A 24917-nucleotide genomic window follows, 5' to 3' on the forward strand; every position below is an offset into this window, starting at 1 on the left:
GGAAATTCTTTCTATATCTATCTGTGCTTAAATTAGTCTATTCATCTATTTTTGACTACATTTTTTCTTCGGTAACAATAGGGTTAGCAGTCCATAGCCGACAACTGCTGCGGTGGTAGAACCCATCAATATACCCAAGCGAGAATAAGTACTGAAGGTGTCATTGAGACCTTCAAATGCCAGACCTGAGATGAAGATAGACATGGTAAAACCGATCCCACATAGTACGGAAACAGCGAAGATTTGTTTCATGCCAATGTTTTTCGGCAATTTAGCAATTCCCAGTTTTACCGAAATCCAGCTAAACAGGAAAATACCCAATGGCTTACCAATAAACAGGCCAAGTGCAATACCTATCGGTAATATACTGGTTAATCCATCTAATGTGACGCCCTGTAGTGAAACACCCGCATTGGCAAAAGCGAACAGTGGCAGAATTAAATAAGCAACCCATGAATGCAGTTCATGCTCTAGGGTTTCTGAGGGTGATTTACCTTTTCTATCTCGAAGGGGGATCAAAAATCCAACAATAACGCCAGCCAATGTGGCATGAACACCTGATTTCAAGATACACACCCATAAAACAGTACCAACAATCAGATAAGCGGATGTTTTAGCTATTCCTTTCCAATTCATCCAAGCCAATAGTCCAATCATAGCAATAGCCAAGCCTAATGCTGCCAAGGATATTGATTTGGTATAGAACAAAGCGATAATAATGATGACACCTAAATCATCAATAATCGCCAGCGCAAGCAAAAATACTTTTAATGCAGTGGGAACGCGTTTCCCCAATAACGCCATGATCCCTAATGCAAAAGCAATATCTGTTGCGCAGGGAATTGCCCAACCTTGTTGGGTGATCTCATCACTGCCATTAAACAGCAGATAAATTAATGCCGGAACCAACATCCCCCCAAGTGCAGCAATGGCTGGAAAAATGGCTTTGTCGCGACCAGCAAGTGAGCCTTCCATGAGTTCCCGTTTCACTTCCAGCCCGACAATGAGAAAAAATACGGCCATTAATCCATCATTTATCCATAGTAATAATGGCTTGTTGATTTCCAGTGCTGCGAATTGCACTGCAACAGGAAGGTTGAGAAATTGATGATAAATACCCTGCAATGGCGTATTCGCCATAACCAGCGCAATAATGGCCGCTATAATGAGAAAGATCCCTCCTGCGGCTTCTAATTTCAAAAATTGGCGAATGATTGCAGTCATGGATAAATTAACCTGTGAAATTGCTCAAGGTCATGCATATTATGCTAGCCATGACATCGGAAAAAGTAGATTATTTGTGCTATATTGTTCGTTATATCCAAATAATAACATAATGAAATAATATTTTTCGAACTATTGATAAATTACACTGCATAGCAGAAGAAGTTTTGATCATCATTTATGCTAACGATATAAGTAAAATACTCTATGACAACGTTACTTTTCCTGTTTGTCCTTGGCGCAGCGTTGCTACATGCCAGTTGGAATGCCTTGGTTAAGATTAGCGCAGATCGGTTCTTGGGCATTTCAATTATTGTCTTCTTTGCCGGAATTATCGCCACATTGGGACTGTTTTGGGTCGAATTGCCGTCATTATCCTCTCTGCCGTGGTTAATCTTCTCTGCCGTTTTACATACGGCTTATTGTCTGTTTTTAAGTCGCTCTTATGCTACGGGAGATTTAGGGCAGGTATATCCAATTGCCAGAGGTTGTGCGCCACTCATTACCGCTTTATTTAGTTGGGTCATTTTGCAGGAAATGTTACCGCCCCTAGCCATGCTAGGAGTAGGGCTTATTATCGTGGGGATTATGTTAATTGCTTTTCCACACGGGAAAAACTCTCTTCAACTGGATCGCAAAACGTTAATTGCAGCAATCACAACATCGGTATTTACCGCGGGTTATACTTTATCCGACGGAGCCGGCTCCAGAGCCAGCGATAATACGTTGACCTATATCTTATGGCTGTTTGCTATTAATGGCTGGGTAATGGGCGCGATTATGTATTTCCGGTATTGGAATACTGCCGGAAGGATGCTCCACCAATACTGGAAACAGGGATTACTGGGCGGGCTGATGCAATTATTAAGTTATGGCATCGTGATTTGGGCTATGAGCTATGCACCTATCGTGCTGGTTGCGGCATTGCGCGAAACTAGCGTGTTATTTGCGATGTTATTGTCAGTCGTTATCTTGCGAGAGCCGTTTAGTAAAATGCGATTATTAGCTTGTATTGTGATTGTGGTTGGGGTTATTGCTACGAAGCTGGGATAATTCCCCTTTAAAATTGAAGGTAACTTAATAGATTAGAAATCCCATCTGATTATCAATACATTAGAAAGATAATCAGGCGGGATTTATGCGGGATCTCACCAAGGTGTCAAATTACTTAGTCAGATCATCAAAAAATTTCTTCACGCCATCAAGGAAACTTTTGGAGCGAGGACTGTTGGTTTCACCGCTTTTTCCGCCAAAAGATTCGCCCAATTTACGCATCAGTTCTTTTTGCTCTTCATTCAGCTTAACAGGTGTTTCTACTACGACACGGCACAGCAAGTCGCCCTGAACACCGCCACGGACGGATTTAACACCTTTACCTTTCATACGGAACAACTTGCCAGTCTGGGTTTCTGCCGGGATTTTCAGGCTGACACGGCCATCAAGGGTTGGGACTTCAATTTCGCCGCCCAATGCCGCAGTTGCGAAGTTGATCGGAACTTCACAATAGAGGTTGCTGCCATCACGTTCGAAGATATGGTGAGATTTGACTTGCACCTGAACGTACAAATCGCCGGATGGTGCACCGTGTTCACCGGCTTCACCTTCACCACTCAAGCGAATGCGATCGCCAGTGTCGACGCCTGCTGGAATTTTAACGGACAGCGTTTTGTATGTTTCAACACGACCATGTCCATGACATTTACCGCAAGGGTCTTTGATGATTTTTCCGCGTCCATGACACTGCGGACAAGCCTGTTGAACTGTGAAGAACCCTTGGCGCATTTGTACCTGACCTGCCCCGTGACAGGTTGGGCAAGTTTCTGGGCTGGTGCCCGCTTTAGCTCCGCTGCCATGACAGGTATCACAAGATTCCAGGGTTGGAATACGGATCTCTTTGGTCACACCACGGACAGCTTCTTCCAGGGTTAATTCCATGCTATAACGCAGGTCTGAGCCACGGCTAGGACGCTGCTGACGACGGCCACCACCGAAAATATCTCCGAAAACGTCACCAAAGATATCGCTAAAGTCAGCTCCGCCACCGAAACCACCTGCACCACCGCCCATGCCACCTTGTTCAAAGGCTGCGTGACCATATTGGTCATAAGCGGCACGTTTCTGAGAATCTGTCAGGATCTCATACGCTTCTTTAATTTCTTTGAATTTACTTTCTGATTCTTTATCACCCTGGTTACGGTCAGGGTGATATTTCATTGCCAGCCGTTTATAGGCTTTTTTGATCTCTTTTTCGTCTGCGGTTTTGGAAACTCCCAAAACTTCGTAATAATCTTTTTTTGCCATCGTATTGTTTACCCTTAACACGCACGCACGGGCGTGGAGTTACCTCAACGCCCGTGCCAGTTAACAAGTAACAGGCGCCCTGTTACTTTGCCCGCTAAGGGCTATTATTTTTTGTCTTTAACTTCTTCGAATTCAGCGTCTACAACGTCATCGTCTTTCTTCGCGTTGCTTGCGCCTGCATCGGCAGTACCAGCCTGAGCTTGCTGTTGGGCAATTTCCAGTAATTTCTGGGATGCTTCAACCAGAGCTTGGATCTTCGCTTCAATTTCAGCTTTATCTTCGCCTTTTGCCGCAGTTTCCAGCTCAGAAGTTGCTTTCTCGATTGCTGCTTTATCGTCTGCTGCCAGTTTGTCACCCGCTTCTTCAACTTGTTTACGAGTGCCGTGGATCAGTTGGTCAGCCTGGTTACGGATCTGAACCAGTTCTTCAAACTTGCGGTCAGCTTCTGCGTTTGCTTCTGCATCACGTACCATCTGTTGGATTTCTTCTTCGTTCAGACCAGAAGAGGCTTTGATGGTGATGTTTTGCTCACGACCTGAGTTTTTGTCTTTTGCAGAAACGTGCAGGATGCCGTCAGCATCGATATCGAAAGTAACTTCGATCTGCGGAGTACCGCGCATTGCTGGCTGAATACCATCCAGATTGAACTGACCCAGAGATTTGTTATCGCTGGCACGTTTACGTTCACCCTGTAGTACGTGGATCGTTACCGCAGATTGGTTGTCTTCCGCTGTGGAGAACACTTGGCTATGTTTAGTTGGGATAGTGGTGTTCTTGGAAATCAAGGAAGTCATCACGCCGCCCATGGTTTCAATACCCAGAGACAGTGGAGTTACGTCCAGCAGCAGAACGTCTTTCACGTCACCAGCCAGTACACCGCCCTGAACTGCTGCACCCATTGCCACTGCTTCGTCTGGGTTCACGTCTTTACGTGGCTCTTTGCCGAAGAAATCTGCAACAGCTTTCTGCACCATTGGCATACGAGTCTGACCACCAACCAGAATCACATCGTGGACGTCAGAGACAGACAGCCCCGCGTCATTCAGTGCGACTTTCAGAGGCTCGATAGAACGTTTAACCAGGTCTTCAACCAGAGATTCCAGTTTTGCACGAGTCACTTTAATGTTCATGTGCTTAGGACCGGTCGCATCTGCTGTGATGTATGGCAGGTTTACATCAGTCTGCTGTGCAGAAGAAAGTTCGATTTTCGCTTTTTCTGCTGCTTCTTTCAGACGCTGCATTGCCAGTGGGTCATTACGCAGGTCGATGCCTTGTTCTTTCTTAAATTCGTCAACCAGATAGTTGATCATGCGGCTGTCGAAGTCTTCACCGCCCAAGTGGGTATCACCATTGGTTGCCAGAACCTCATACGTTTTTTCGCCATCAACTTCATCGATTTCGATGATAGAGATATCGAAAGTACCACCACCCAGGTCATAAACTGCGATAGTGCGGTTGCCCACTTCTTTATCCAGGCCGTAAGCCAGCGCAGCCGCAGTGGGTTCGTTGATGATACGCTTAACTTCCAGACCTGCGATACGGCCCGCATCTTTAGTTGCCTGACGTTGTGCATCGTTGAAGTATGCAGGAACGGTGATAACGGCTTCGGTGATTGGTTCACCCAGATAGTCTTCCGCTGTTTTCTTCATTTTCTTCAGAACTTCAGCAGAAACCTGAGGAGGTGCCATTTTTTGGCCTTTGACTTCTAGCCATGCATCGCCGTTATCCGCTGCCATGATTTTGTATGGCATGATAGATACGTCACGCTGTACTTCTTCGTCCTGAAAACGACGGCCAATCAAACGCTTAATGGCGAACAACGTGTTTTGCGGGTTAGTAACAGCCTGACGTTTAGCTGGTTGACCAACCAGAGTTTCACCATCCTGAGTATATGCGATGATAGAAGGTGTGGTACGGTCACCTTCGCTGTTTTCAAGCACGCGAGTGGTTGTGCCGTCCATAATTGCTACACAAGAGTTGGTAGTTCCCAAGTCGATACCAATAATTTTACCCATCTAAACGCCTCCACAAAAAATTCATATATTCGGTCAAGTTACTAGCTATATGAGGGTGAATGTTTGCTTTTCAATGGCCCTGTTTGCCAGAAATTCCTCATTTTGTTTTCCGGCTAATGCCGAAATATTCAGTAGTAACTGTAGTTGAGACTTAGATGGGGCCATTCATCTCGTCATCAAGGGGAGAATTGAAAAAAAATTGAGATTTAATAAAAAAATTTTTCACAGGCCATTGTGTAGTTGATGTCATCACATTATGATTCGCCGCCTTTTCTGATTTCCTGGTGCAGGAAAGCGCCACGATAATTTTTTGAGTATTTTGTTTTATTTGAATTTCTTAGGGGAAATATGCATTCTAATCAGTTGGCAAACCCAGGCCCACTGGGTTTAATGGGTTTTGGCATGACAACCATTTTGTTGAATCTGCACAATGCAGGTTTTTTCCCATTAGCATCAGCAATTTTGAGCATGGGAATTTTTTACGGTGGTTTGGCTCAGGTGCTGGCCGGCATCTTTGAGTACAAAAAAGGAAATACGTTTGCTGCAACCGCATTTACCTCTTACGGCCTGTTCTGGTTGAGCCTGATCGCTTTGCTTTTCCTGCCAAAAATGGGATTGGCTGAAGCAACCAGCCATGAGTTCCTTGGCGTTTATCTCGCTCTGTGGGGAATTTTCACGCTGTTTATGTTCTTTGGTACGTTAAAAGCTAACCGTGTCCTGCAATTTGTCTTTGGCAGCCTGACGCTGCTGTTTGCATTGCTGGCAATTGGCAATATCACCGGTAATGCTAACATCTTGACCTTCGCGGGTTTTGAAGGCGTTATCTGTGGTGCGAGTGCTTTCTATCTGGCAATGGCTGAGGTTCTGAATGAACAATATGGCCGTACTGTTCTGCCGATTGGTGAAGTGAAACACGCTTAACCGTTTTAAACAGGATGAGTGATTTATGCTCATCCTGCACTTTGATTCCCATCTGCTTTTTCAGATAGATTTTTTCCGCAAGTAAAACCCCAATAAAAGACCGACAGCCGATAAAGTCATCATATAGTAAGCGGGTGCCAGTGCGGTATATGCCAGCAATAAGGTGACGAAGATCGGTGTCAGCCCACCAAAAATGGCATAAGCCAAATTATATGCAAATGAAATACCACTGAACCTGACTTCTGGCGGATAGCTTTTCACCATAACAAAAGGCGTGGCGCCAATCACGCCGACAGCCAGACCAGCGAGGGAATAAGCACCAAATAGTTTAAGCGGTTCATGGCTGATATTGTGGTAGAAAAACCATGTTGTGGCAGCTAATAGAATGCAACCAATAATCAGCACGATACCGGCTCCCCATTTATCACATAAATACCCGACAGAAATACAGCCAATCACCAATGAAATGATTGCCAGACTGTTTGCTTTCAAAGTCAGTGATTGTTCCAGATTAAATACTGTCTGCATATAGGTTGGCGTCATCAAAATGACAACGACAATGCCTGCGGAAAGAAGCCATGTCAGCAGCATGGAAATAGAGATGGCGCGCTTGTGATTAAAAACGACCGTTTTTAGTGGCAGCTCTTCTGCCAACGCTTTGCGTTCCTGCATTTCCTTGAAGACAGGAGTTTCATGCAGCCAACGGCGCAGATACATGGCACATAAACCGAAAATACCGCCTAAGAAAAATGGCAGGCGCCATGCCCAATCCAAGACTTCTTGTCTGGAATAAATAGTAGTAATAATGGTTGCGATGAGAGAACCAAATAAAATCCCCAAACTCAATCCTGCCGTTAAAACACCACAGGCAAATCCGACACGTTGATGGGGAACATGCTCTGCCACAAAAACCCAGGCTCCAGGCACTTCTCCACCAATCGCGGCACCCTGCATAATCCGCATTAATAACAGCAGAATAGGGGCAGCAATACCTATGGCATCATAGGTAGGTAACATGCCGATGGCCAGTGTTGGTACAGCCATCAACAATATGCTGAGTGAAAACATTTTTTTACGCCCAATGAGATCGCCAAAATGGGCCATGACGATCCCACCTAAAGGCCGAACCAGATAACCCGCAGCAAAAATACCAAATGTCTGTAATTGTCTGAGCCATTCAGGTATATCCGCAGGGAAAAAGAGTTCCCCAAGCGCAACAGCAAAAAAGATAAAGATAATAAAGTCGTAAAATTCCAGAGCGCCACCTAAAGCCGCTAAGGACAGCGTTTTATAATCTTGTTTATTTAATGGGCGATTGTGATGTTGTGACATAAGTTACCGATTTATAGTTATAAAATGGGTTGTAAGGTGTTTATTTTCAATGTTCTGGCCAGACTCAAAATAGATGAAAATAAAATTTATACTATATTAAAAGATATTTATTCTACAATTTTTAAAAATAACCCATTGTGGTGATATGTAACTTAGATTTGAACAGAGGAAGAATTTACAACGATATATCAGGGAAAATGTGAAATAGAAGAGTACGCAGCCCACATATTAGATCACTTTCATGTCGAATATTTTTTATCAATTAAGGGGCGAAATACTCTTCCACAACGATATTAATCGTAGAACTTATTTTGGCAGATGTCGTTTCAGTAGTGAAATAACAGTTTCAATATCCGGTAATGAAGGATGCCCAACCATTCGTTGTAGTGAAACATCAAAATTTTCATGCCATACGGGTTCAATAACATGATAGTCATCATCACGTAATTGCGTGATATTGCGACGTGTCGCTTTTTTTTCCCACATTACTTGTCCCATGACTGGGAAAAACAGTACAGGAAATGTGGAGGCCAGAACAACAGTTGTTAATCGATTGGTTGCGCCACCACAAGCAACGGTCGCAAGTGTGTTAGCTGTTGCAGGTAAAACCGCCATAATGTCATGATCTGCCACAATGCGTGAAGGTTTGTCTGTTGGCCAATCCTGTGGCATCTCTCCGCTAATGACCCGATCAGCATAGAGAGCTACGGTTGAGGCGGGTAAAAAGGTGGTTGCATTGTTTGTCATCAATACTGTTAATGTACAGTCGATCGCCGCCTTAATTGCTGAAAGATATTTGGGGAGGAGAGTGATATCTACTGACCCAGTTGCCCCAATTAAGATCCTAGGTTTTATCTGTGGAATTATTTCATCATTTTTCATCGGTAAATTAGCCTTTTATTATAAAAATAGATGATTAGCTATACGCGTTAGCGTGTTCCAGTAATCCGTCTAGTTGTACTAAGTAAGAACTTCTGCCACGCTCTTGCCATTCCCGCGGATATCCCAAAGAGACTTCCAAATGAGCAACATCTTGAATATATTCGAGATTAGGAATGTGTAGGTGTCCATATATCACCATACGAACCCCTTTTTTTGATGCCCATTGGTGAGTTTTCTCACTGCCACACCAAATGGAAAATTCGCTGTTACGTAAGGATTCGAGCGGCTTACGGATGATGGGGAAATGGCTTATCAGTACGATATCTTCGCCATTTGGAATGGCGTTCAAGCGTTTGTCGGTATATTGGATACGTTCCCGACACCAATCGATGATATTTCTATGGGGATAGGTTTTCAGGAAGAACTCGTCAGAGCTAATGACACCACAACGACGAGCGCGTTCGATGGCCTGCTCTGGCGTATAGTCATAGGTATTTCTAAATGAATAATCGTATAGGGTAAAAATAGGGGCAATGGTAACCGTTGTACCATTGCCCATGCGGTAATGACGAAATTCATCTTCGGGGGTGAGTACATTATGCTGCCGGCAGATATTAACCAGATGTTCATAACGCAGTACGCCAGGCAACTTTAATTGATCTTTTGGTGTGCACCAGAGTTCATGATTTCCTGGCGTCCAGACGACTTGAGCAAACCGTTGGGAAAGCATATTGATGACCCATGTAAAATCTGACTCTTGCTCTGCGATGTCACCTGCCAGCAGCAGCCAATCGTCAGGTGTTGATGGCCTGAATGATTCGACTATAGCCCTATTTGTTGCATGAGATACATGTAAGTCACTAACGGCCAACAACATAAGCTCACCTCTCTAACTTTACCTGTAAGTTTCTTTAAAAATCAGGGCGTTCCTGGAGGGGCTTCTCCCCATCCCCATTTAGGTACGGTTTCGCGACGTGAAGGGGCAGCATTGGGTTGAGAATTGGCCTCAGCCCTGCGTGAACCCCACTCGATATAACCGGCGAATGCTGCGCGAAATTCAGGATCAGAAGGTAAGCCGATTTCATCGGCAGATTCCATCAACAGTTCTACCCATCTCTTTCTTTGTTCAGGTTGAATGCTTCTGCCTCTGTGACGGCTTATCATCACTTTGAAGCCACCACGTTCGTCGGTATAGCGTTTTTCTCCGCCAAGTACTTCCTCCAACCACATGGCGACGTGACCTGGGTGATCGGATTTCATATTTTTAAACAGCGGAGCAAGCAGCTCATCTTTTTCAACCTTGGCATAAAAGGTGTCCATGAGTTTCATGAGCACCTCACGACCGCCCATCCATTCAAATAAGGTCGGTGTTTCATTTGCCATAACATAACCTCTCGTATGAATATATTAATGATGTTGCGACTCAGGTAATGGCTGTTTATTGATCCATTACCCTAATTCCAAAGACGCAATGGCCTTGACTTTATCCAGTCGCCCCTTTGGTATGAGATTGCCTTTGTACATTCTGTATGTGTTAAACAGTCCCTTTAGCCCATATTCGTTAGCCAATTGAAGAAACTCGTTGTTATCGGTTTCGGGAACATCGACCGATACAGGTAAACCATCAGGGATTTGTGCGAATGCGGTAAGGGCTAATGTTTCAACAGCTTCAGCGTTATCGGCCAAGAAAGGGCCTATTCGGTAGCCGTTTTGCGATCGTCTTATGCCAATGATGCCGGAAATTCCCGTTCTGGAATAAGTACAAAATCCATAACGTTCTTTTCCCCAAAACCAATTAGCAAGTAATGCTCCTCGATGAACACCAGTGCATTTAGCATCATATTTAATGACTTCATTAATATTGGCTGGAGTAATCAGAATAGCGCCCGCAGGTGGCGTGATTTTTTGCTTGATGAGTCCGGAAAGACGGACATTACGATAATGGATAGTAAATCCTCTTTTTTCGTAGAGTTGCGTTCTATCCCAGTTACCATCACAGCCAATTGTGCGGTGTTCTGCATAGTCCATAGACCATTTCCATATTTTTCCTGCACAAACATGATTGCGGAATTCTGGTTGTATAATGAAATTGCCACCGAACGAATAAAAATCTGAATAATTCACCATCGATATTGATGCGATGGGTTGAATACCACGATAGGCAATAAAAAAAGCCTCTGGATCTACCCTGAAGAAGCAAGCTGCATCGTCCACATTCATATCCCAGTTTTCGGCCTTTGCCCAATTAAGAATGATTGAGTTCCATTGACTGACATTGACCGATTGAATGAAACACGATTTGCCGTTCATCTTATTCATAACCAATATCCTCTCCCACCGCGTATGACTGTGTCTTAAAGTCCAATTGATTTACTGATGATTTCTTGCAGTACTTCACTGGTTCCACCGTAAATAGTCTGGGCGCGGCTATTTAACCAGTTCTTACCAGCAACAGAATCACGCATATAACCCAAGCCACCGTGCAATTGCAGGCAACGATCTGCCACTTTCATTTGTAGTTCGGTCGTCCACCACTTGATGCGGGCTGCATCTACTAAACTGAAAAGCCCCTGATTAAAGAGATCAACGGCGTTATCCAGATAGATTCGGGCAATTTTTACTTCGGTATCTAATTGCGCAAGAATAAAACGGTTGTATTGAAAGGAGCCGATCGGTTGATTGAAAGCGGTTCTTTCTTTCACGTATTCCAGTGTGCTCTGCAATATATGTTCTGCACTGGCAACCGCCACGGTTGAGATACTGAGGCGTTCACGAGGCATTGCTGACATAAAGTAATAGTTACCGAGATTTTCACGGCCAATCAGGTTGGTGACAGGAACTTTGCAGTCATGGAAAAAGAGTTCAGCCGTGTCGCTGCCATTCCAGCCAATTTTCTTTAATGGCTCTCCTCTGGTGAATCCGGTCATATCCCGTTCTATTACCAGTAAACTGATACCCTGACCTTGTTGCCCCTCTTCTGTTTTTACCGCTACCACGATCAGATCCGCATTGATACCATTGGTGATGTAAGTTTTGCCACCATTCACCAGATAGTAATTACCTTGACGTTTAGCCACAGTTTTGATGTCTGCTGTATTGGAACCTCCACTCGGTTCCGTCATGGCAATGGCTGCAACTCGTTTACCGCTACACAATTCTGGCAGCCATCTTTTTTTCTGTTCCTGATTACCGAGGGCAAAAATGTAGCTGGCAACAATATCGTTATGAGCAACGATACCAGGTACAGTGACACCTGCTTTGATGAGTTCTTCTGTCAGAATGACCGCGAACCGATAGTCGTTTTTTTCCAGTCCCCCAAACTCAGGACTGACACTCATACCTAATAACCCTGACTGGCCTAATTTCTCCCAAAAGGTACGTTCAACCAGCCCATTCTCTTCCCACCTTTGATGCTCAGGGACGATTTCACGCTCAAGGAATTCACGGCAGGATTTCCGGTAATTATCAAAATTATCAATCTCAATACGCATATTCACTCCAGGTTCTTTGTCAGCCCAAATGGTTTTTTACTCAGCAATATTTGTTTAATAACATCCCAGTGGTGGTACACAGCAAAGTGATCCCCTTCAATATGGATGAGTGAAATATCGTCAGCGGTGTAATTTTTCCAGGCTTCCATGTCTGCCAAAGTGACATAACTGTCACAAGTGGCGGAAACCAGCACCAGTGGATAACTCACCTGTATATTGCCAAGCCGGGGAAATTGGCTGCGTATCAGGTAATCATTGCGCAGTTGCCGGATGATGGGTTTTATCAGTGCAGGTTCGTTCAAGATTGCTTCGGGTGTCCCTTGATCCGCTTTGGTTTTCTGAATCAATTGTTCATCGGTCCATTCATGCCGTTCATCTTTGGGTTGACGATGAGGGGGGACAGAGCTGGATACCACGCCAAATAAAGGGGAAGTGCCATAGTTTTTCATTATCGCCTGACCTACCGCGATGCTCAGCACGCCACCAAAGCTATGACCAAAGGTGATCCACTCCGAGATACCCTGTGTTTGTTTCTGCTGAAAATCGGCCCAGATATCTGATGCCAGTCGTTCAATCAGGGTATCGAGATCGTGAATTTCAGGCTCTTTAGCCAGATAACCACGACCAGGGATCGCAACGGGTTGTAAGATCGCAGATTGAGTGGTTATGAGATCAGTTAGCCAGGGGCGATAAATCGCTGTTGTTGCTCCTGCATGGGGAAAGGCATAAATCACCCGTCTGCAATTAGTTGTCATTTGTCCTCCGCTCGCTGGTGGCTTCTCTCTCGGTTAAAAAACTGACAATGCGTTCTGCCGTCATAATGGTTGTCAGGTTAGTTGGCATAGAGGGAATCGTGGGAAATAGAGAAGCATCAGCAACTGTCACACCCGTAACGCCATGGACTTGGCCATCTTCTTGCGTGGCACTATCAGGATCATCATGGGCACCCATTCTGAGTGTTCCTGACGCATGCCAGCCCGGATTAACCAGATTTTTGATTGCACTGTTCATGATTTCGTCGTTATGAATCATGGAATCTGACCAAAATTGGATGCCATCAAGGAAAACATCCACTTTCGGGTGGCGTAAAACCTGCCAAATTTTACGTACTCCCCCGACAAGGCGTGCGATATCTGATGGGGAGTGAGTCAACGGCAAATCAATTTGGGGTAATACCGTGGGCGTAGCGGAATTGATGAAAACCCGTCCTTGAATCTCTGGACGCATTAACATGACGGAAGCACCAACCAGCATTGGATAAGTAACGCGATCTCTGAACCCTGGTACGGTGTCACTGGCAACATTGTTCAGCAAGCCAATTTGTACATCGACTTTTGCGTCATAACCGCTTCTGATGCGGGCAGCAATTTGCCGCCACGGCAGGCCTGTGGTACAGACACCGGCTTTAGGCAGCGCCCAGAGCACCACGGAAGCATGGTCAGTTAGATTTCTGCCAACGGCAGGCACTTGTGCAACAACAGGGATGCCTAATCTGCTCAGATGTTCTGGATCACCTACACCTGAGCGCTGTAATAATGTTGCGGAACCAATTGCGCCAGCGCAGAGAACAATTTGTTTGGCCTGATAAACCTGCTCTTCTCCCGCCTGAATAATTTTTACCCCTGAGGCGACGGTGCCGTTGAAAATGATCTGTGTGACCAGAGCATTCGTCAGCACATGCAGATTTGCTCTATTCAGGATTGGTTCAAGGTATGAACGATAAACATCGACTCTTTCTGCACTGTTAACGACATTGGCGGGCACAGGGCCGACGGCGGGATCTTCACCAACATTGAGATCATTGACGTAAGGTACACCAAATTGTTCGCAGGCATGGGCAAAAGCCATATCAAGAGGGTGGATCTCGCTATTTACCGGTCTGCGCAGACACATTGGTCCCTGTGAGCCGTGGTTATCATCACTGATATAATCAGTGTCATTCTCCAAATGCTTAAACCACGGCAGGACTTGCTCCCAAGACCAATTAGGACAACCCATTTGGACCCATTTATCGAAATCGCTCGGAAATCCTCGCAGGGCAATAGCGCCGTTGACTGCGGAGGAACCTCCAAGAACTTTCCCCACGCGATAATTGAACGGCTTGCGCTCTTTGTGCTTACGAGATTGTTGTTTGTTATCTTGCCCATGGGCAGGAGAAGCCATGAGAGTGGCGAACCGATCATCATCATTGCGCACATTGGCTTCGTAATCCCAGTTATATCCTTCCAGTACCAGCCTTGACGCATCTCTGAGTGGACTGGCAGGGTTGTGTACATCAGATTCGTGACCTGCTTCAATCAGCAGTACGGATTTCGTGCTATTTTCAGACAGGCGAGAGGCTGCCACGCATCCTGCTGAACCGCCGCCTACCACGATATAATCATATGCTTTGGTCATAGTTCATTCACCGCTTGAGATTGGACGATGGTCTCGATGATGCGAGAGAAAGACTGAATATTAGAATTCATGAACAGTCCTTCAATGATGTCCTGTTCGCCAACAGGCGTAATATTAAATTCCTGTCGCAGTGCACTCAGTAAACCAACGGCATGGAGTGAGTCACCGCCAATATCAAAAAAGCCATCGGTGACATCAAAATCATCGTGCTGAAGTTGTGCTTGCCAGAGTTTCAGGATCTTTTCTTCTATCTCATTAGCGGGTGCAACCGGAGCATCTGCATGTTCTTCGGCATCAGACCAAGGAATAGGCAGCGCTTTACGGTCAATTTTTCCATTACTGGTTAATGGCATATGGGGCAATAAGATGTAATAACTAGGCACCATATAAGAGGGCAACGTTTTGCGAGCAATTTCCCTCAATTGCCCCTGAAAATGGGTCGGATCATCCAACGTTTCTGGTGTCTCAGGCACAACATAGGAGACGATATGTCGTTGTCCGGTTTTAGTATGGATGGGAGCATCAATGACGACATGGCTAGCATTTTCGTGGGTCAGAAGGCAGGCTTCAATTTCACCTAATTCAATGCGGTAACCATTGATTTTTACCTGATTATCTTCACGCCCTAAAATTTCTATTAAGCCATCGGAAATATACCGTCCCAAATCTCCGGTTCTGTACAGCCGTTCATCTGTGATGGGATGAGTAATAAAGCGTAATGCGGTTTTTTCTGCATCGCCCAAATAACCTTGAGTCACTCCGTCTCCGCCAATATAGAGTTCTCCGGTTACCCATTTGGGGCAGGGAAGAAGCCAGGTATTCAAAACATGGAAAGTTTGATTTGCCAACGGCTTGCCATAAGGGATGCTTTTCCAGTTTTTATCAATCTTATCAATCGGATAATGTATCGACCAGATAGAACCTTCAGTTGCTCCACCGAGACTAATGATCGCAGTATTTGGCAAACTTTCCCGAATACGTTCAGGGAGATCGACAGGTATCCAGTCTCCGCTCATAAGGATTAGCCTTAATTGGGTTTCGGACAATGCGGAACCATTTCTGTCTACTAATACTTTCACGGGAGCAGGGACACTATTCCAAATCGTAATTTGATGTTTGATCAGCATGTCTAGCCAAATTTGGGGGTCATTGGCCGTTTCTGGCATAGAGAAAATAACTTTTCCTCCCACACCTAATAGCCCGAAATAGTCATAGACGGACAAATCAAATCCAGCAGGCGCAACAGACAACACAGTATCGTTTTCTGTTACTTGGAATTTATGATTAATATCAAATACGGTATTGGCGGCATTACGGTGGGAAGCCATTACCCCTTTCGGCTCTCCTGTTGAACCAGAGGTAAAGATGATATAGGCAAGATCATCTAATCCTTGCATTGAAGGCATGGAAGACCAATGTGCCGTAGCCATTTGCTCTGTATCCATTGCCTGATGCATAGAACACTCATCCAGATTGATACGAAGTAAATGCGTAAATTCATCATGTGCAAAAACTGTGCTGTCAGTGACAATCCCTTTGGCTGAACAGCGGTTGAGTAAACTCATGCGGCGTTCCGCAGGAAGTTGGGGATCAATGGCTACATAGGCCGCACCTGCCATAAGAACACCCAGCAACCCAATGACTAATTCTGGGCTTTGTGGCAGGGAGACAGCGACAATATCATTGGGATGAATTAGGACGGAGCTTCGTAGTTGTTGTGCTACTGCATAGGCTTTGTTGGCCATTTCTGCATAGGTAACTTGTTTTTCGCCCTGAATAAGTGCAATTGCATTGGGGAATTTGCCAGCGGACTGCAAAATCATTTCATGCAGTAGCTTGAGATCGAATTCGGTAGCCGTTGCATTGGCTTTTGTTCTTTCCACTAAATCTGAGGCAGGCAATTTCACCAGTGATATGTTTTTATCCCATACTGAATCGTTTTCTGCACAAGTTGTTATCAGCGCCAGATACGCATCCAACATAGCTTCCACCATACCATCAGGGAATAGCTCATTAACTGTATTCCAGTTAATTTGCACAAGATCATCAACACGAACAATCTGGTTCTCTAACCAAACTTGTGGGGTTTGATTACTGCTATAAACTTGGGTCGCTTCCGTCCAACCGATATCTGTCACGACATTATCCAAATTGGCGGTCAGGGTATTGCTAAATACAACAGGAGCGGTTGCTGCCCGATTGCCATGATTCCGTCGGGTCAGCTCTCTGAGAACCTGAACACCATTGTAGGAACAGTGCCAGCGATTCATCATCAAATCAGTCTGGATTTGTACCAAACGATCATTGAGGCTTTCTTCTCCTGTTCCTCCAATACCCAGTAACATGGGTTGCAGGAAATTGCCGACAACATTTTCAGTGCCATCAAAATAGGGTCGGCGTCCAAATTGCGTGACAGTCAGTGTAAAAGTCTGACGTTTCGACCATTGACGAAGCACTTCTGCGTACATACCGAGCAGTACAGTTTCCAATGTTAATTTGCGTAATTCCGCTTTTTTTCTCAGAGCTAATAATGTTTCAGAAGAAATTGTTCGGCTGTAACGTTTGAACACAGGTGGAGAAATTATCTCTGGTGCATTTTTTAACGGTAATTCCGGTGGTTGAGGTAAATGCTCTAGTTGTTGTTCCCAATAAGTTTTATCACGTAATCCTTGCGGCTGCCCCTGTAGATAACGTTCTAATTTGATATAACTGGGGAAACTTATATTGTCAGGCAGAGCAGGCAGCTCATGACCTTGATAAACTTGCCACCAGTCACGTAATACCAGACGGACACTATGAATATCGACAAACATCAGATCGAAATAAATATGCAGACGAGTAATGTCATTATTAAGTATTGTTGCTCGTATATCGAATGTAGGTATTTTATCTACAGGCAATAATTGCGTTTCCATTTCCTGACGAAGTTTTTCCAGCCTATGATCTTTTTCTGACTCTGACCACTTTCTGCCATCCTGAATAGGAATGATATAATTTAATGGCGTGGGTAAAATCCGCTGTTGTCCATCTAAAGATAAAGTTGCCCTTAACATAGGGTGATATTCAATGATTCTGTTTAATGCGTTATTTAATAAATTGATATCTAATGAATTAATATCTAATTCAGTATATAGGCAACTGGTTAAACCACCTAGTTCCAGTCCGGGGTTACGCCCAATTAAATAGGCATATTGAATATCTGTTAATGGAAATTTTTCTGTCTCAATCGTATCTTCTTGTAGAGCTACAGGAATGATAATATTTATTAATGGTAATCTGTTTTGAAGTATCCCATTAACCTGTTCTTTCAATTTTGATAAATCTATTTCTAAATTTTTATTTTCTGGCTTATATAATTCAGGGGGATTAGAGGTTTCCAATCCGGATTCTTGTAATGCCTGGAGGAAATTTTGCATTCATTATCCCTTGTGTTTGATTGATAAGTTAACTTATGTTTTTTTGAGGTTGTTTTTTATCTTTGAAATAAAATAGTGCCGGGAATATGGTTGGAATTCTTAATAAAGATTTTTTTACGGTTCATCAATTTATTTTTGTGAAAATAAACATCATTTACTATCAGATTAATATATTGACTTGCGGGGTTAAAATAAAAGCAGTGCATATTCAGACGCCTCATTAATCTTAGTAAGGTGTTTAGTTTTATTTGTTGGTTTGCTTTTATGCAAAAATAACATGTTTATAACTAAATGTAATATCAAATAATAATATTTTATTAACGATTCTTGATATGTGAAATATATGGGTACTGATCAAATTCAAGTTGGCAGCTGCATTAATAATTCCTGACGTCTCACCAACCTGCTAATCTCTTGTGAGTAAGTTAATAACTTTCTGTAAACTTATTATTGGGTTATTTTTGTTTTTTTAATAGTTAATGTATGAAATCATCGTATTTATAATTAGCAAATTTTCCATTGTTTTTTTCTCTGCTTAAAGTTATCAATCATAATTTATGTAATTGATAGTCTATGCCTATCTTTCTGATAGGAAAAGAGCTATTGATATAGCTATAATATTCAATATAATAATTGAATTAAGGGCGTCGAGTATTCTGCCCCCACATTTCATTTATGATCTGCATTTTAGTGACTTAAAAATTTTTACTGAGGATTCAATGTGAGTACATTAATTGAATTAACCGAAGATAATTTTGATAGTGTAGTCGGTTCTAAAGGGATCTGTGTTGTTAGATTCTGGGCGCCGTGGTGTGGCCCGTGTCGTGCGGTAGCACCAACGTTTAATCAGTTATCAATTGATATGAAAGAGAGTGCTACTTTCGGGGAAATCAATATTGATGATGCCCATAACATCGCTATGAAATATGGCATTCGCAGCATACCAACGACATTAGTATATAAAGATGGGCAACCTATAGATTCTCTTATTGGCGTCGCGTCATTATCGCAATTTAAGAATATGGTTTCTCAAAATTTGTAGTTCAGGTTGAGTTACATTTAAGGATTTGAAGAACCTGCCTTACCTAACAGTCCAAGCCAATATCATCATTTGCTTTTAATTAGCAAGATCCGCCGTAAACTCCCGTCCAGTGCGGGCGGGGATATAAGGCGAAAAGCCCGTAGGGCTTTAAAACAGTCACTCCGGCGTATTTTGACTGGCAACGTAGGCTTTAGGCGTTTCTGTCGTTGCCCCTCCAGCATTATAGGGACACTTGCTTTAGTGGCATTTGAGATAGAGATAGTGAATTCCAGAGTTGTTGACTAGAGGTAAATGACAATACATTACTCAATTAAAAAATTTAATATTTTTGTATGTCAGGCTCAATTTATCAAAAATAAACGCTTAAAAATAACAGTGAAAAAATTTGGCTAATGAGTTTTGGCTCATCCGTCTTGGGGAATCAGATTAATTCATTGGAAAGTGCTTATGTCATCAAATAGTTTTCGTAAAAATTATAGATAAGATCCAAATTGGATAACAATAATAAGAAAAATAGCTGAAAGTAAAAATGTGTATTCCGTCGATAAATAATGGAAATCTATCGACGGTTATTTAGAAATGAAATCAAGAAAATAATGTTAATAATAACGCAGCTAAATACAGGCCGACACCGTAAGAAGCGTGTGCCATCAGGCTTCTTAATCTGGTTGTGTTAGGGGCGGGTGTTTTAGATGCAGCAATACCCATTCCCATGCCAGGCTGCATAATGAAGAAAGGAGCAACTACAGTGACGATGCCGATCATTAAAGCTGGCAGAAAAGTGGGATTTCTTGCCCAATCTAATCCATAAATAAATAACAGTAAGCCCGCAAAAATGATCCCAATCAAATAGTGGGCAAACCAACCAATTCCTGTTTCACCTTTCATGGGCTCAGCTTGCAGAATGCTTGTATGGATAAATTTCCCTTTGGGAATATGCCCAATCCAGCGTCCTACCATACTATAGTTCAGTGAGGGAATTCCGAAATACCGTTTTATAAAAACCGCCCAAAGATCCATAAAAACCGTTGCACCAGTGCCAACCAGTACAGAATAAACAATAAACTCCAATCCTTCATTCATCTGTTGCGATCCTCCGAATTGTGGCTATCTATTAATGGTCAATCAATCAGTGAGTACTCGAAATGGCTGGAAAACTTTGATACCATCATAATCAATTAAATTATTGAATATAATAATGATGGAAGTAGAAAGTCAATGTTTGATAAAGAAATTCTTGTTGAAATTGCGGAAATTGCTAAGGTATTGGGAAATCCCCATCGGTTGATATTGCTTGAGTGTCTGATCGATACTGAACAATCTGTGGAAAATTTGTCGGAGCTTTCTGGCCTGTCGATTGCCAATACTTCTCAGCATCTCCAGCATCTCAAACGTGCAGGCTTGCTCCAGTCCCGTAAATCAGGCAAGCATGTACTTTATCGTCGGAGCGAAGGGCCTGTTATAGAGGTTATCTCTGCGCTCCAGCAATATACCGAATTTAACCGCAAAGAAATGCGCAGGTTGATCGATGATTCAAGCAATCAGGAAGCCGTTTCGTGGGAAGAGCTGCTGGATAGGATCAAAGCCAAGAGTATGACTTTACTCGATGTCAGACCAAAAGAGGAATTTGAACAGGGGCATTTACCTGATGCTATTAATATCCCTGTCGATGAGTTGGAGAATAGGCTGGATGAACTAATATCTAATAAGGAATTGATTGCCTATTGCCGTGGTCCTTATTGCGTACTTTCTGCCAATGCTCTCGCATTGCTTCGTGCCAAGGGAATTCAAGCCCGTCGGTTTAAAAAAGGATTTTCGGGCTGGAAAGAGGCCGGAATGCGAATCGAGACTAAGTCTTAATAAATATCTGGCGATCACAATCACATTTTTGTTGATCAAAAGTTAAGCTGGCATTATAAAATCAAAAATGGATTGTTACTGCTTAGATAGGAAAAACCTGACATCGGCTTTCTCCACAATATAGAGACTGGCGTTGTCAGGTTTTTTTCATCTGTTGCCAATAGATTTTGAATGCACAGGCAGTGCGGAAAACGAGGGAAGTGGCATGACATACCAGATACTGCCCCAAGAAATCATTGCAGGTGTTGGTGGTAAAGAAAATATTGTCAGTCTCGTTCATTGTGCGACTCGGCTGCGTTTTAAACTAGGGGATCGCACACTCGCCGATATCAATAAACTAAAAGCCCATCCTGATATCATTACGGTTGTCGAAAGTGGAGGACAATTTCAGGTTGTGATTGGTAATCAAGTCAAAGAAGTCTATCTGGTTATTCAACAGATGTTGGCACTTTCTGACGAAACAACCCCTATGACACATTCAACGGGCAAACGAGATAATTTATTTAACCACTTTATCGATATTATTTCGGGTATCTTTACCCCATTTTTAGGAGTAATGGCAGCTTCTGGGATCTTAAAAGGCTTGCTTGCAGTTGCCATTGCATTTCATTGGCTAACACCTGATAGCGGGACTTATCGTATCTGGTATGCAGCCAGTGACTCGCTGTTTTATTTTTTTCCTTTATTACTTGGCTATACTGCGGGTAAAAAATTCGGGGGTAATCCATTTATTACGATGGGAATTGGCGGAGCCTTGGTTCATCCTATGATTATCTCTGCTTTCGAGGTATCAATGGTTGCTGGCAGTACAACTGAATACTTTATGGGTATCCCACTCTCATTTTTGAATTATAGCTCTTCTGTGATCCCAATTATTTTTGCTTCCTGGATAAGCTGTAAGATCGAGAAAAAATTGGATGCACACCTGCCAGCCACTATCAAAACCTTCATTACTCCCCTCGTCTGTCTGATGCTGATTGTTCCGCTCGTATTTATTGTTATTGGGCCAGTGGCAACATGGCTAAGTCATTCATTGGCTTATGCTTATCAAGCCGTATATGGATTTGCTCCGGTTCTGGCGGGAGCGCTTATGGGGGCAATCTGGCAAGTTTGTGTCATTTTTGGCCTGCATTGGGGGTTAATTCCCATTATAATAAATAACTTAACTGTTTTTGGGCACGATACTTTAACTCCGCTGTTGTTGCCTGCTGTGATGGGGCAAACAGGAGCGGCATTGGGCGTTTTCCTGCGTACCCGCGATGCTAAATTAAAAGTGTTATCAGGTTCTGCAACTACCGCGGGTATATTTGGTATCACTGAGCCTGCGGTTTATGGGGTTACCCTGCCTTATCGTCGGCCGTTTATCTTTGGTTGTATTGCTGGTGCGATCGGTAGCTCTGTTATTGGTTATTGCCAAAGTGCAGTCTACTCAATGGGACTGAGTAATATTTTTACCTTCACGCAAATAATCCCGCCATCAGGAATCGATAATACTGTATGGGGAGCAATTATTGGCACGTTACTGGCATTTATTATTGCGACCATTTTGACATGGTTTTTTGGTCTGCCTGCTGTTACCAATCCACCTCCAGAAAACAATAAAAGCCAGTCTGAATTCCCACATAAGCCTTAAATGTCCATGTAGAGGAGAGGTTGCATGAAACAGTTTCCAACGCATTTTTTATGGGGAGGCGCGATTGCCGCCAATCAAGTTGAGGGTGCCTATTTGACGGATGGAAAAGGGCTTTCCACTTCAGATATTTTGCCGCAGGGAATTATTGGCCCTGTTGTTGAACGCGATCCTTCGGATGAAACGCGATATCTCAAAGATGTTGCTATCGATTTTTATCACCGTTATCCCGAAGATATCGCCTTATTTGCGGAAATGGGATTTAAATGTTTGCGCACCTCCATTGCCTGGAGCCGGATTTTTCCTGATGGAGATGAAAAGCTGCCCAATGAAGCGGGTCTGGCATTTTATGACAGACTATTCGACGAAATGGCCAAATATGGCATTCAACCTTTGATTACGTTATCTCACTATGAAATGCCATGGACGTTAGTCAAAAAATATGGCGGGTGGGGGGATCGCAGACTGATCGCATTTTTTGAACACTACGCGCGCACAGTATTTATCCGCTACCAGAGTAAGGTGAAGTTATGGCTGACATTTAATGAAATCAATATGTCGCTGCATGAACCGCTGACAGGTGTCGGGTTACCGAGAAACAGCACTCAATCAGAGATCTATCAGGCTATTCACCATCAATTAGTTGCCAGTGCCAGAGTAGTGAAATTGTGCCGAGAAATCATTCCTGATGCCCGGATTGGTAATATGTTGCTTGGTGGTTTGATGTATCCATTAACCTGTAAACCAGAAGATGTATTGGCAACGCTCCAGCAAAATCAAAAGTGGCTGTTTTTTGGCGATGTTCAAAGCCGTGGGAACTATCCTGGCTATATGTTGCGCTATTTTCGTGAAAATGGCATTGAACTTACTATTACAGAGCAAGATAGGTATGATCTGAAAAATACCGTTGATTTTATTTCATTTAGTTATTACATGAGCGGTTGCACGACAGCAGATGAAGCGGAATACCAGAAACAGCGGGGCAATATTCTGCACATGGTGGCTAATCCTTATTTGCCCAGTTCAGAATGGGGTTGGCAGATAGATCCTCTTGGTTTACGCACTATATTGAATTTGCTATGGGATCGCTATCAGAAACCTTTGTTTATTGTTGAGAATGGCTTGGGTGCGAAAGATACACCGGAAGCGGATGGCAGTATTCTGGATGATTATCGTATTCAATACCTTAAAGATCACCTTATCCAGGTCAGAGAAGCGATTGAAGATGGTGTGGATATTATGGGGTATACCAGTTGGGGGCCAATTGATTTGGTCAGTGCTTCAAAAGGTGAGATAACCAAACGCTACGGTTATATCTATGTTGACCAAAATGAACAGGGAACAGGCACGTTGGAGCGACGCTGTAAGAAGAGTTTTTATTGGTATAAGCAAGTGATTGCAACCAATGGCAGTCGCTTGAGCGAATGATTCTACTTTTGATTCATAAGGTTCTGAGTCTGTTCAGAACCTTTATGGTCTTCAATTATTCATAGCAACAGGCAGCAATGGATTTTTAACGACGTGCACTTTTTGGCCTGAATGCGGTTACAACGCTTTCATCTGTTTCTACATAAGGGCCGTCCAGCAATTGGATGCAGTAGGGAATACTGGCGAAAATTCCCGCTACTAACACTTTGCCACTTTCGTCTTTTAATCCTTCTAGTGTTTCTGCGATGGCTTTCGGTTGTCCGGGAAGGTTTAGAACCAGCGCTTGATTGCGGATCACGCCGACTTGTCGGGACAGAATAGCTGTTGGTACAAACTGAAGGCTGATTTGGCGCATCTGTTCCCCAAATCCTGGCATTTCACGATCAGCAATTGCCAGCGTTGCATCCGGCGTTACATCGCGACGTGCGGGGCCTGTTCCTCCAGTAGTTAGTACCAAATGGCATCCCAGTTCATCGACCAATTCACACAATGTTTGTTCAATCAGGATTCGCTCATCAGGGATCAGGCGGGTTTCTACGTTAAAAGGTGTGGTAATCGCTTTTTTCAGCCATGTTTCCAGTGCGGGCAGTCCTTTATCCTGATAAACGCCATTTGACGCCCGATCAGAAACAGACACGAGGCCAATGCGCAATACATTCATACGAACCTCAATTAATGATAAAAAATAGGCAAAATAATAAAATTTGTTGGCTGTAACTTGGAATTTATTGGGTATAAGTTATAGCTAAGTCGATGGTAGCATGGCTCCAACTTCGTTGCAGTGTAATAATATTTTTATTATTCACCGATATGGTATTGTGGCAAATTTTCGTCGTCCACATCCATCTCCTGGTACAAATAAAGGTGCGGTTTTGGGAAAGTAGATGAAGCTTAAAGCTATAAAATCAGTCTATACTGCTTTAATCATAGCCTGAGGAATTCCACAATTCTGTTTTCTTTAACGAAACTTTGATTGTT

Annotated in this window: 19 protein-coding genes and 1 pseudogene; 6 read left to right on the top strand and 14 right to left on the bottom strand. The window is 43.4% G+C overall.

Going from position 1 to position 24917, the window contains the following annotated elements:
* Window positions 1-45: 45 nt before the first annotated feature.
* Window positions 46-1224, bottom strand: coding sequence for a Na+/H+ antiporter NhaA (gene nhaA / locus ACE1SE_RS02940; RefSeq protein ID WP_374052572.1), 1179 nt, complete (start codon window positions 1222-1224; stop codon window positions 46-48).
* A gap of 207 nt (window positions 1225-1431) precedes the next feature.
* Between nhaA and ACE1SE_RS02945 the strand changes: the two genes are divergently transcribed.
* The gene (locus ACE1SE_RS02945) at window positions 1432-2277 is read left to right on the top strand and encodes an EamA family transporter (RefSeq protein ID WP_374052573.1); all 846 of its coding nucleotides are present in this window, start codon (window positions 1432-1434) and stop codon (window positions 2275-2277) included.
* Between the two features lie 111 nt (window positions 2278-2388).
* Here ACE1SE_RS02945 and dnaJ read toward each other — a convergent pair whose 3' ends face one another.
* Together dnaJ and dnaK are read right to left on the bottom strand one after the other, a co-directional pair.
* A complete protein-coding gene (gene dnaJ, locus ACE1SE_RS02950; protein WP_374052574.1) occupies window positions 2389-3525 on the bottom strand; it encodes a molecular chaperone DnaJ in 1137 nt (378 codons plus the stop codon).
* 104 nt (window positions 3526-3629) lie between these two features.
* Window positions 3630-5540, bottom strand: coding sequence for a molecular chaperone DnaK (gene dnaK / locus ACE1SE_RS02955; RefSeq protein ID WP_374052575.1), 1911 nt, complete (start codon window positions 5538-5540; stop codon window positions 3630-3632).
* Between the two features lie 348 nt (window positions 5541-5888).
* On the opposite strand from dnaK, the gene satP reads away from it, so the two are divergent.
* Window positions 5889-6461: an acetate uptake transporter gene (gene satP, locus ACE1SE_RS02960; protein WP_374052576.1), complete on the top strand. Its 573-nt coding sequence runs from the start codon at window positions 5889-5891 to the stop codon at window positions 6459-6461.
* Between the two features lie 60 nt (window positions 6462-6521).
* On the opposite strand, the gene ACE1SE_RS02965 is transcribed toward satP, so the two are convergent.
* From ACE1SE_RS02965 to ACE1SE_RS03005, 9 genes are all read right to left on the bottom strand, one after another.
* A complete protein-coding gene (locus tag ACE1SE_RS02965; protein ID WP_374052577.1) occupies window positions 6522-7793 on the bottom strand; it encodes an MFS transporter in 1272 nt (423 codons plus the stop codon).
* Between the two features lie 306 nt (window positions 7794-8099).
* Complete coding sequence (locus ACE1SE_RS02970) at window positions 8100-8675, bottom strand: flavoprotein (protein ID WP_374052578.1); 576 nt, start codon at window positions 8673-8675, stop codon at window positions 8100-8102.
* A gap of 34 nt (window positions 8676-8709) precedes the next feature.
* Window positions 8710-9552, bottom strand: a complete 843-nt coding sequence (locus tag ACE1SE_RS02975) for a metallophosphoesterase family protein (RefSeq protein WP_374052579.1) — start codon at window positions 9550-9552, stop codon at window positions 8710-8712.
* A 41-nt stretch (window positions 9553-9593) separates the two neighbouring features.
* Window positions 9594-10058, bottom strand: a complete 465-nt coding sequence (locus ACE1SE_RS02980; RefSeq protein ID WP_374052580.1) for a group II truncated hemoglobin — start codon at window positions 10056-10058, stop codon at window positions 9594-9596.
* A 66-nt stretch (window positions 10059-10124) separates the two neighbouring features.
* The gene (locus ACE1SE_RS02985; protein ID WP_374052581.1) at window positions 10125-10994 is read right to left on the bottom strand and encodes a GNAT family N-acetyltransferase; all 870 of its coding nucleotides are present in this window, start codon (window positions 10992-10994) and stop codon (window positions 10125-10127) included.
* Between the two features lie 35 nt (window positions 10995-11029).
* Window positions 11030-12166: an acyl-CoA dehydrogenase family protein gene (locus ACE1SE_RS02990; protein WP_374052582.1), complete on the bottom strand. Its 1137-nt coding sequence runs from the start codon at window positions 12164-12166 to the stop codon at window positions 11030-11032.
* A 2-nt stretch (window positions 12167-12168) separates the two neighbouring features.
* On the bottom strand, window positions 12169-12921 hold the full coding sequence (locus tag ACE1SE_RS02995) for a thioesterase II family protein (protein ID WP_374052583.1): 753 nt from the start codon (window positions 12919-12921) through the stop codon (window positions 12169-12171).
* A complete protein-coding gene (locus tag ACE1SE_RS03000; protein WP_374052584.1) occupies window positions 12911-14563 on the bottom strand; it encodes a GMC family oxidoreductase in 1653 nt (550 codons plus the stop codon). The genes ACE1SE_RS02995 and ACE1SE_RS03000 overlap by 11 nt, the downstream gene beginning before the upstream one ends.
* A complete protein-coding gene (locus ACE1SE_RS03005) occupies window positions 14560-17979 on the bottom strand; it encodes a non-ribosomal peptide synthetase (RefSeq protein WP_374052585.1) in 3420 nt (1139 codons plus the stop codon). Before ACE1SE_RS03005 ends, ACE1SE_RS03000 begins: the two co-directional genes overlap by 4 nt.
* 721 nt (window positions 17980-18700) lie before the next feature.
* Between ACE1SE_RS03005 and trxA the strand changes: the two genes are divergently transcribed.
* Window positions 18701-19021 (top strand): thioredoxin, encoded by a 321-nt coding sequence (gene trxA / locus ACE1SE_RS03010; protein ID WP_374052586.1) that lies wholly within the window; start codon window positions 18701-18703, stop codon window positions 19019-19021.
* A gap of 585 nt (window positions 19022-19606) precedes the next feature.
* Here trxA and ACE1SE_RS03015 read toward each other — a convergent pair.
* Window positions 19607-20104, bottom strand: coding sequence for a DUF2938 domain-containing protein (locus ACE1SE_RS03015; RefSeq protein ID WP_374052587.1), 498 nt, complete (start codon window positions 20102-20104; stop codon window positions 19607-19609).
* Window positions 20105-20239: 135 nt separating this feature from the next.
* Between ACE1SE_RS03015 and ACE1SE_RS03020 the strand changes: the two genes are divergently transcribed.
* From ACE1SE_RS03020 to ACE1SE_RS03030, 3 genes and pseudogenes are all read left to right on the top strand, one after another.
* Window positions 20240-20881: an ArsR/SmtB family transcription factor gene (locus tag ACE1SE_RS03020; RefSeq protein ID WP_374052588.1), complete on the top strand. Its 642-nt coding sequence runs from the start codon at window positions 20240-20242 to the stop codon at window positions 20879-20881.
* A gap of 205 nt (window positions 20882-21086) precedes the next feature.
* Window positions 21087-22460: pseudogene (locus tag ACE1SE_RS03025) on the top strand (PTS transporter subunit EIIC); the annotation flags it as partial.
* Window positions 22461-22538: 78 nt separating this feature from the next.
* Window positions 22539-23939 (top strand): glycoside hydrolase family 1 protein, encoded by a 1401-nt coding sequence (locus ACE1SE_RS03030; protein ID WP_374052589.1) that lies wholly within the window; start codon window positions 22539-22541, stop codon window positions 23937-23939.
* Window positions 23940-24024: 85 nt separating this feature from the next.
* Here ACE1SE_RS03030 and mog read toward each other — a convergent pair whose 3' ends face one another.
* The gene (gene mog / locus ACE1SE_RS03035) at window positions 24025-24600 is read right to left on the bottom strand and encodes a molybdopterin adenylyltransferase (protein WP_374052590.1); all 576 of its coding nucleotides are present in this window, start codon (window positions 24598-24600) and stop codon (window positions 24025-24027) included.
* Window positions 24601-24917: the final 317 nt, after the last annotated feature.

This window comes from Xenorhabdus taiwanensis, from assembly GCF_036512875.1.
Taxonomy (GTDB): Bacteria; Pseudomonadota; Gammaproteobacteria; order Enterobacterales; family Enterobacteriaceae; genus Xenorhabdus; species Xenorhabdus taiwanensis.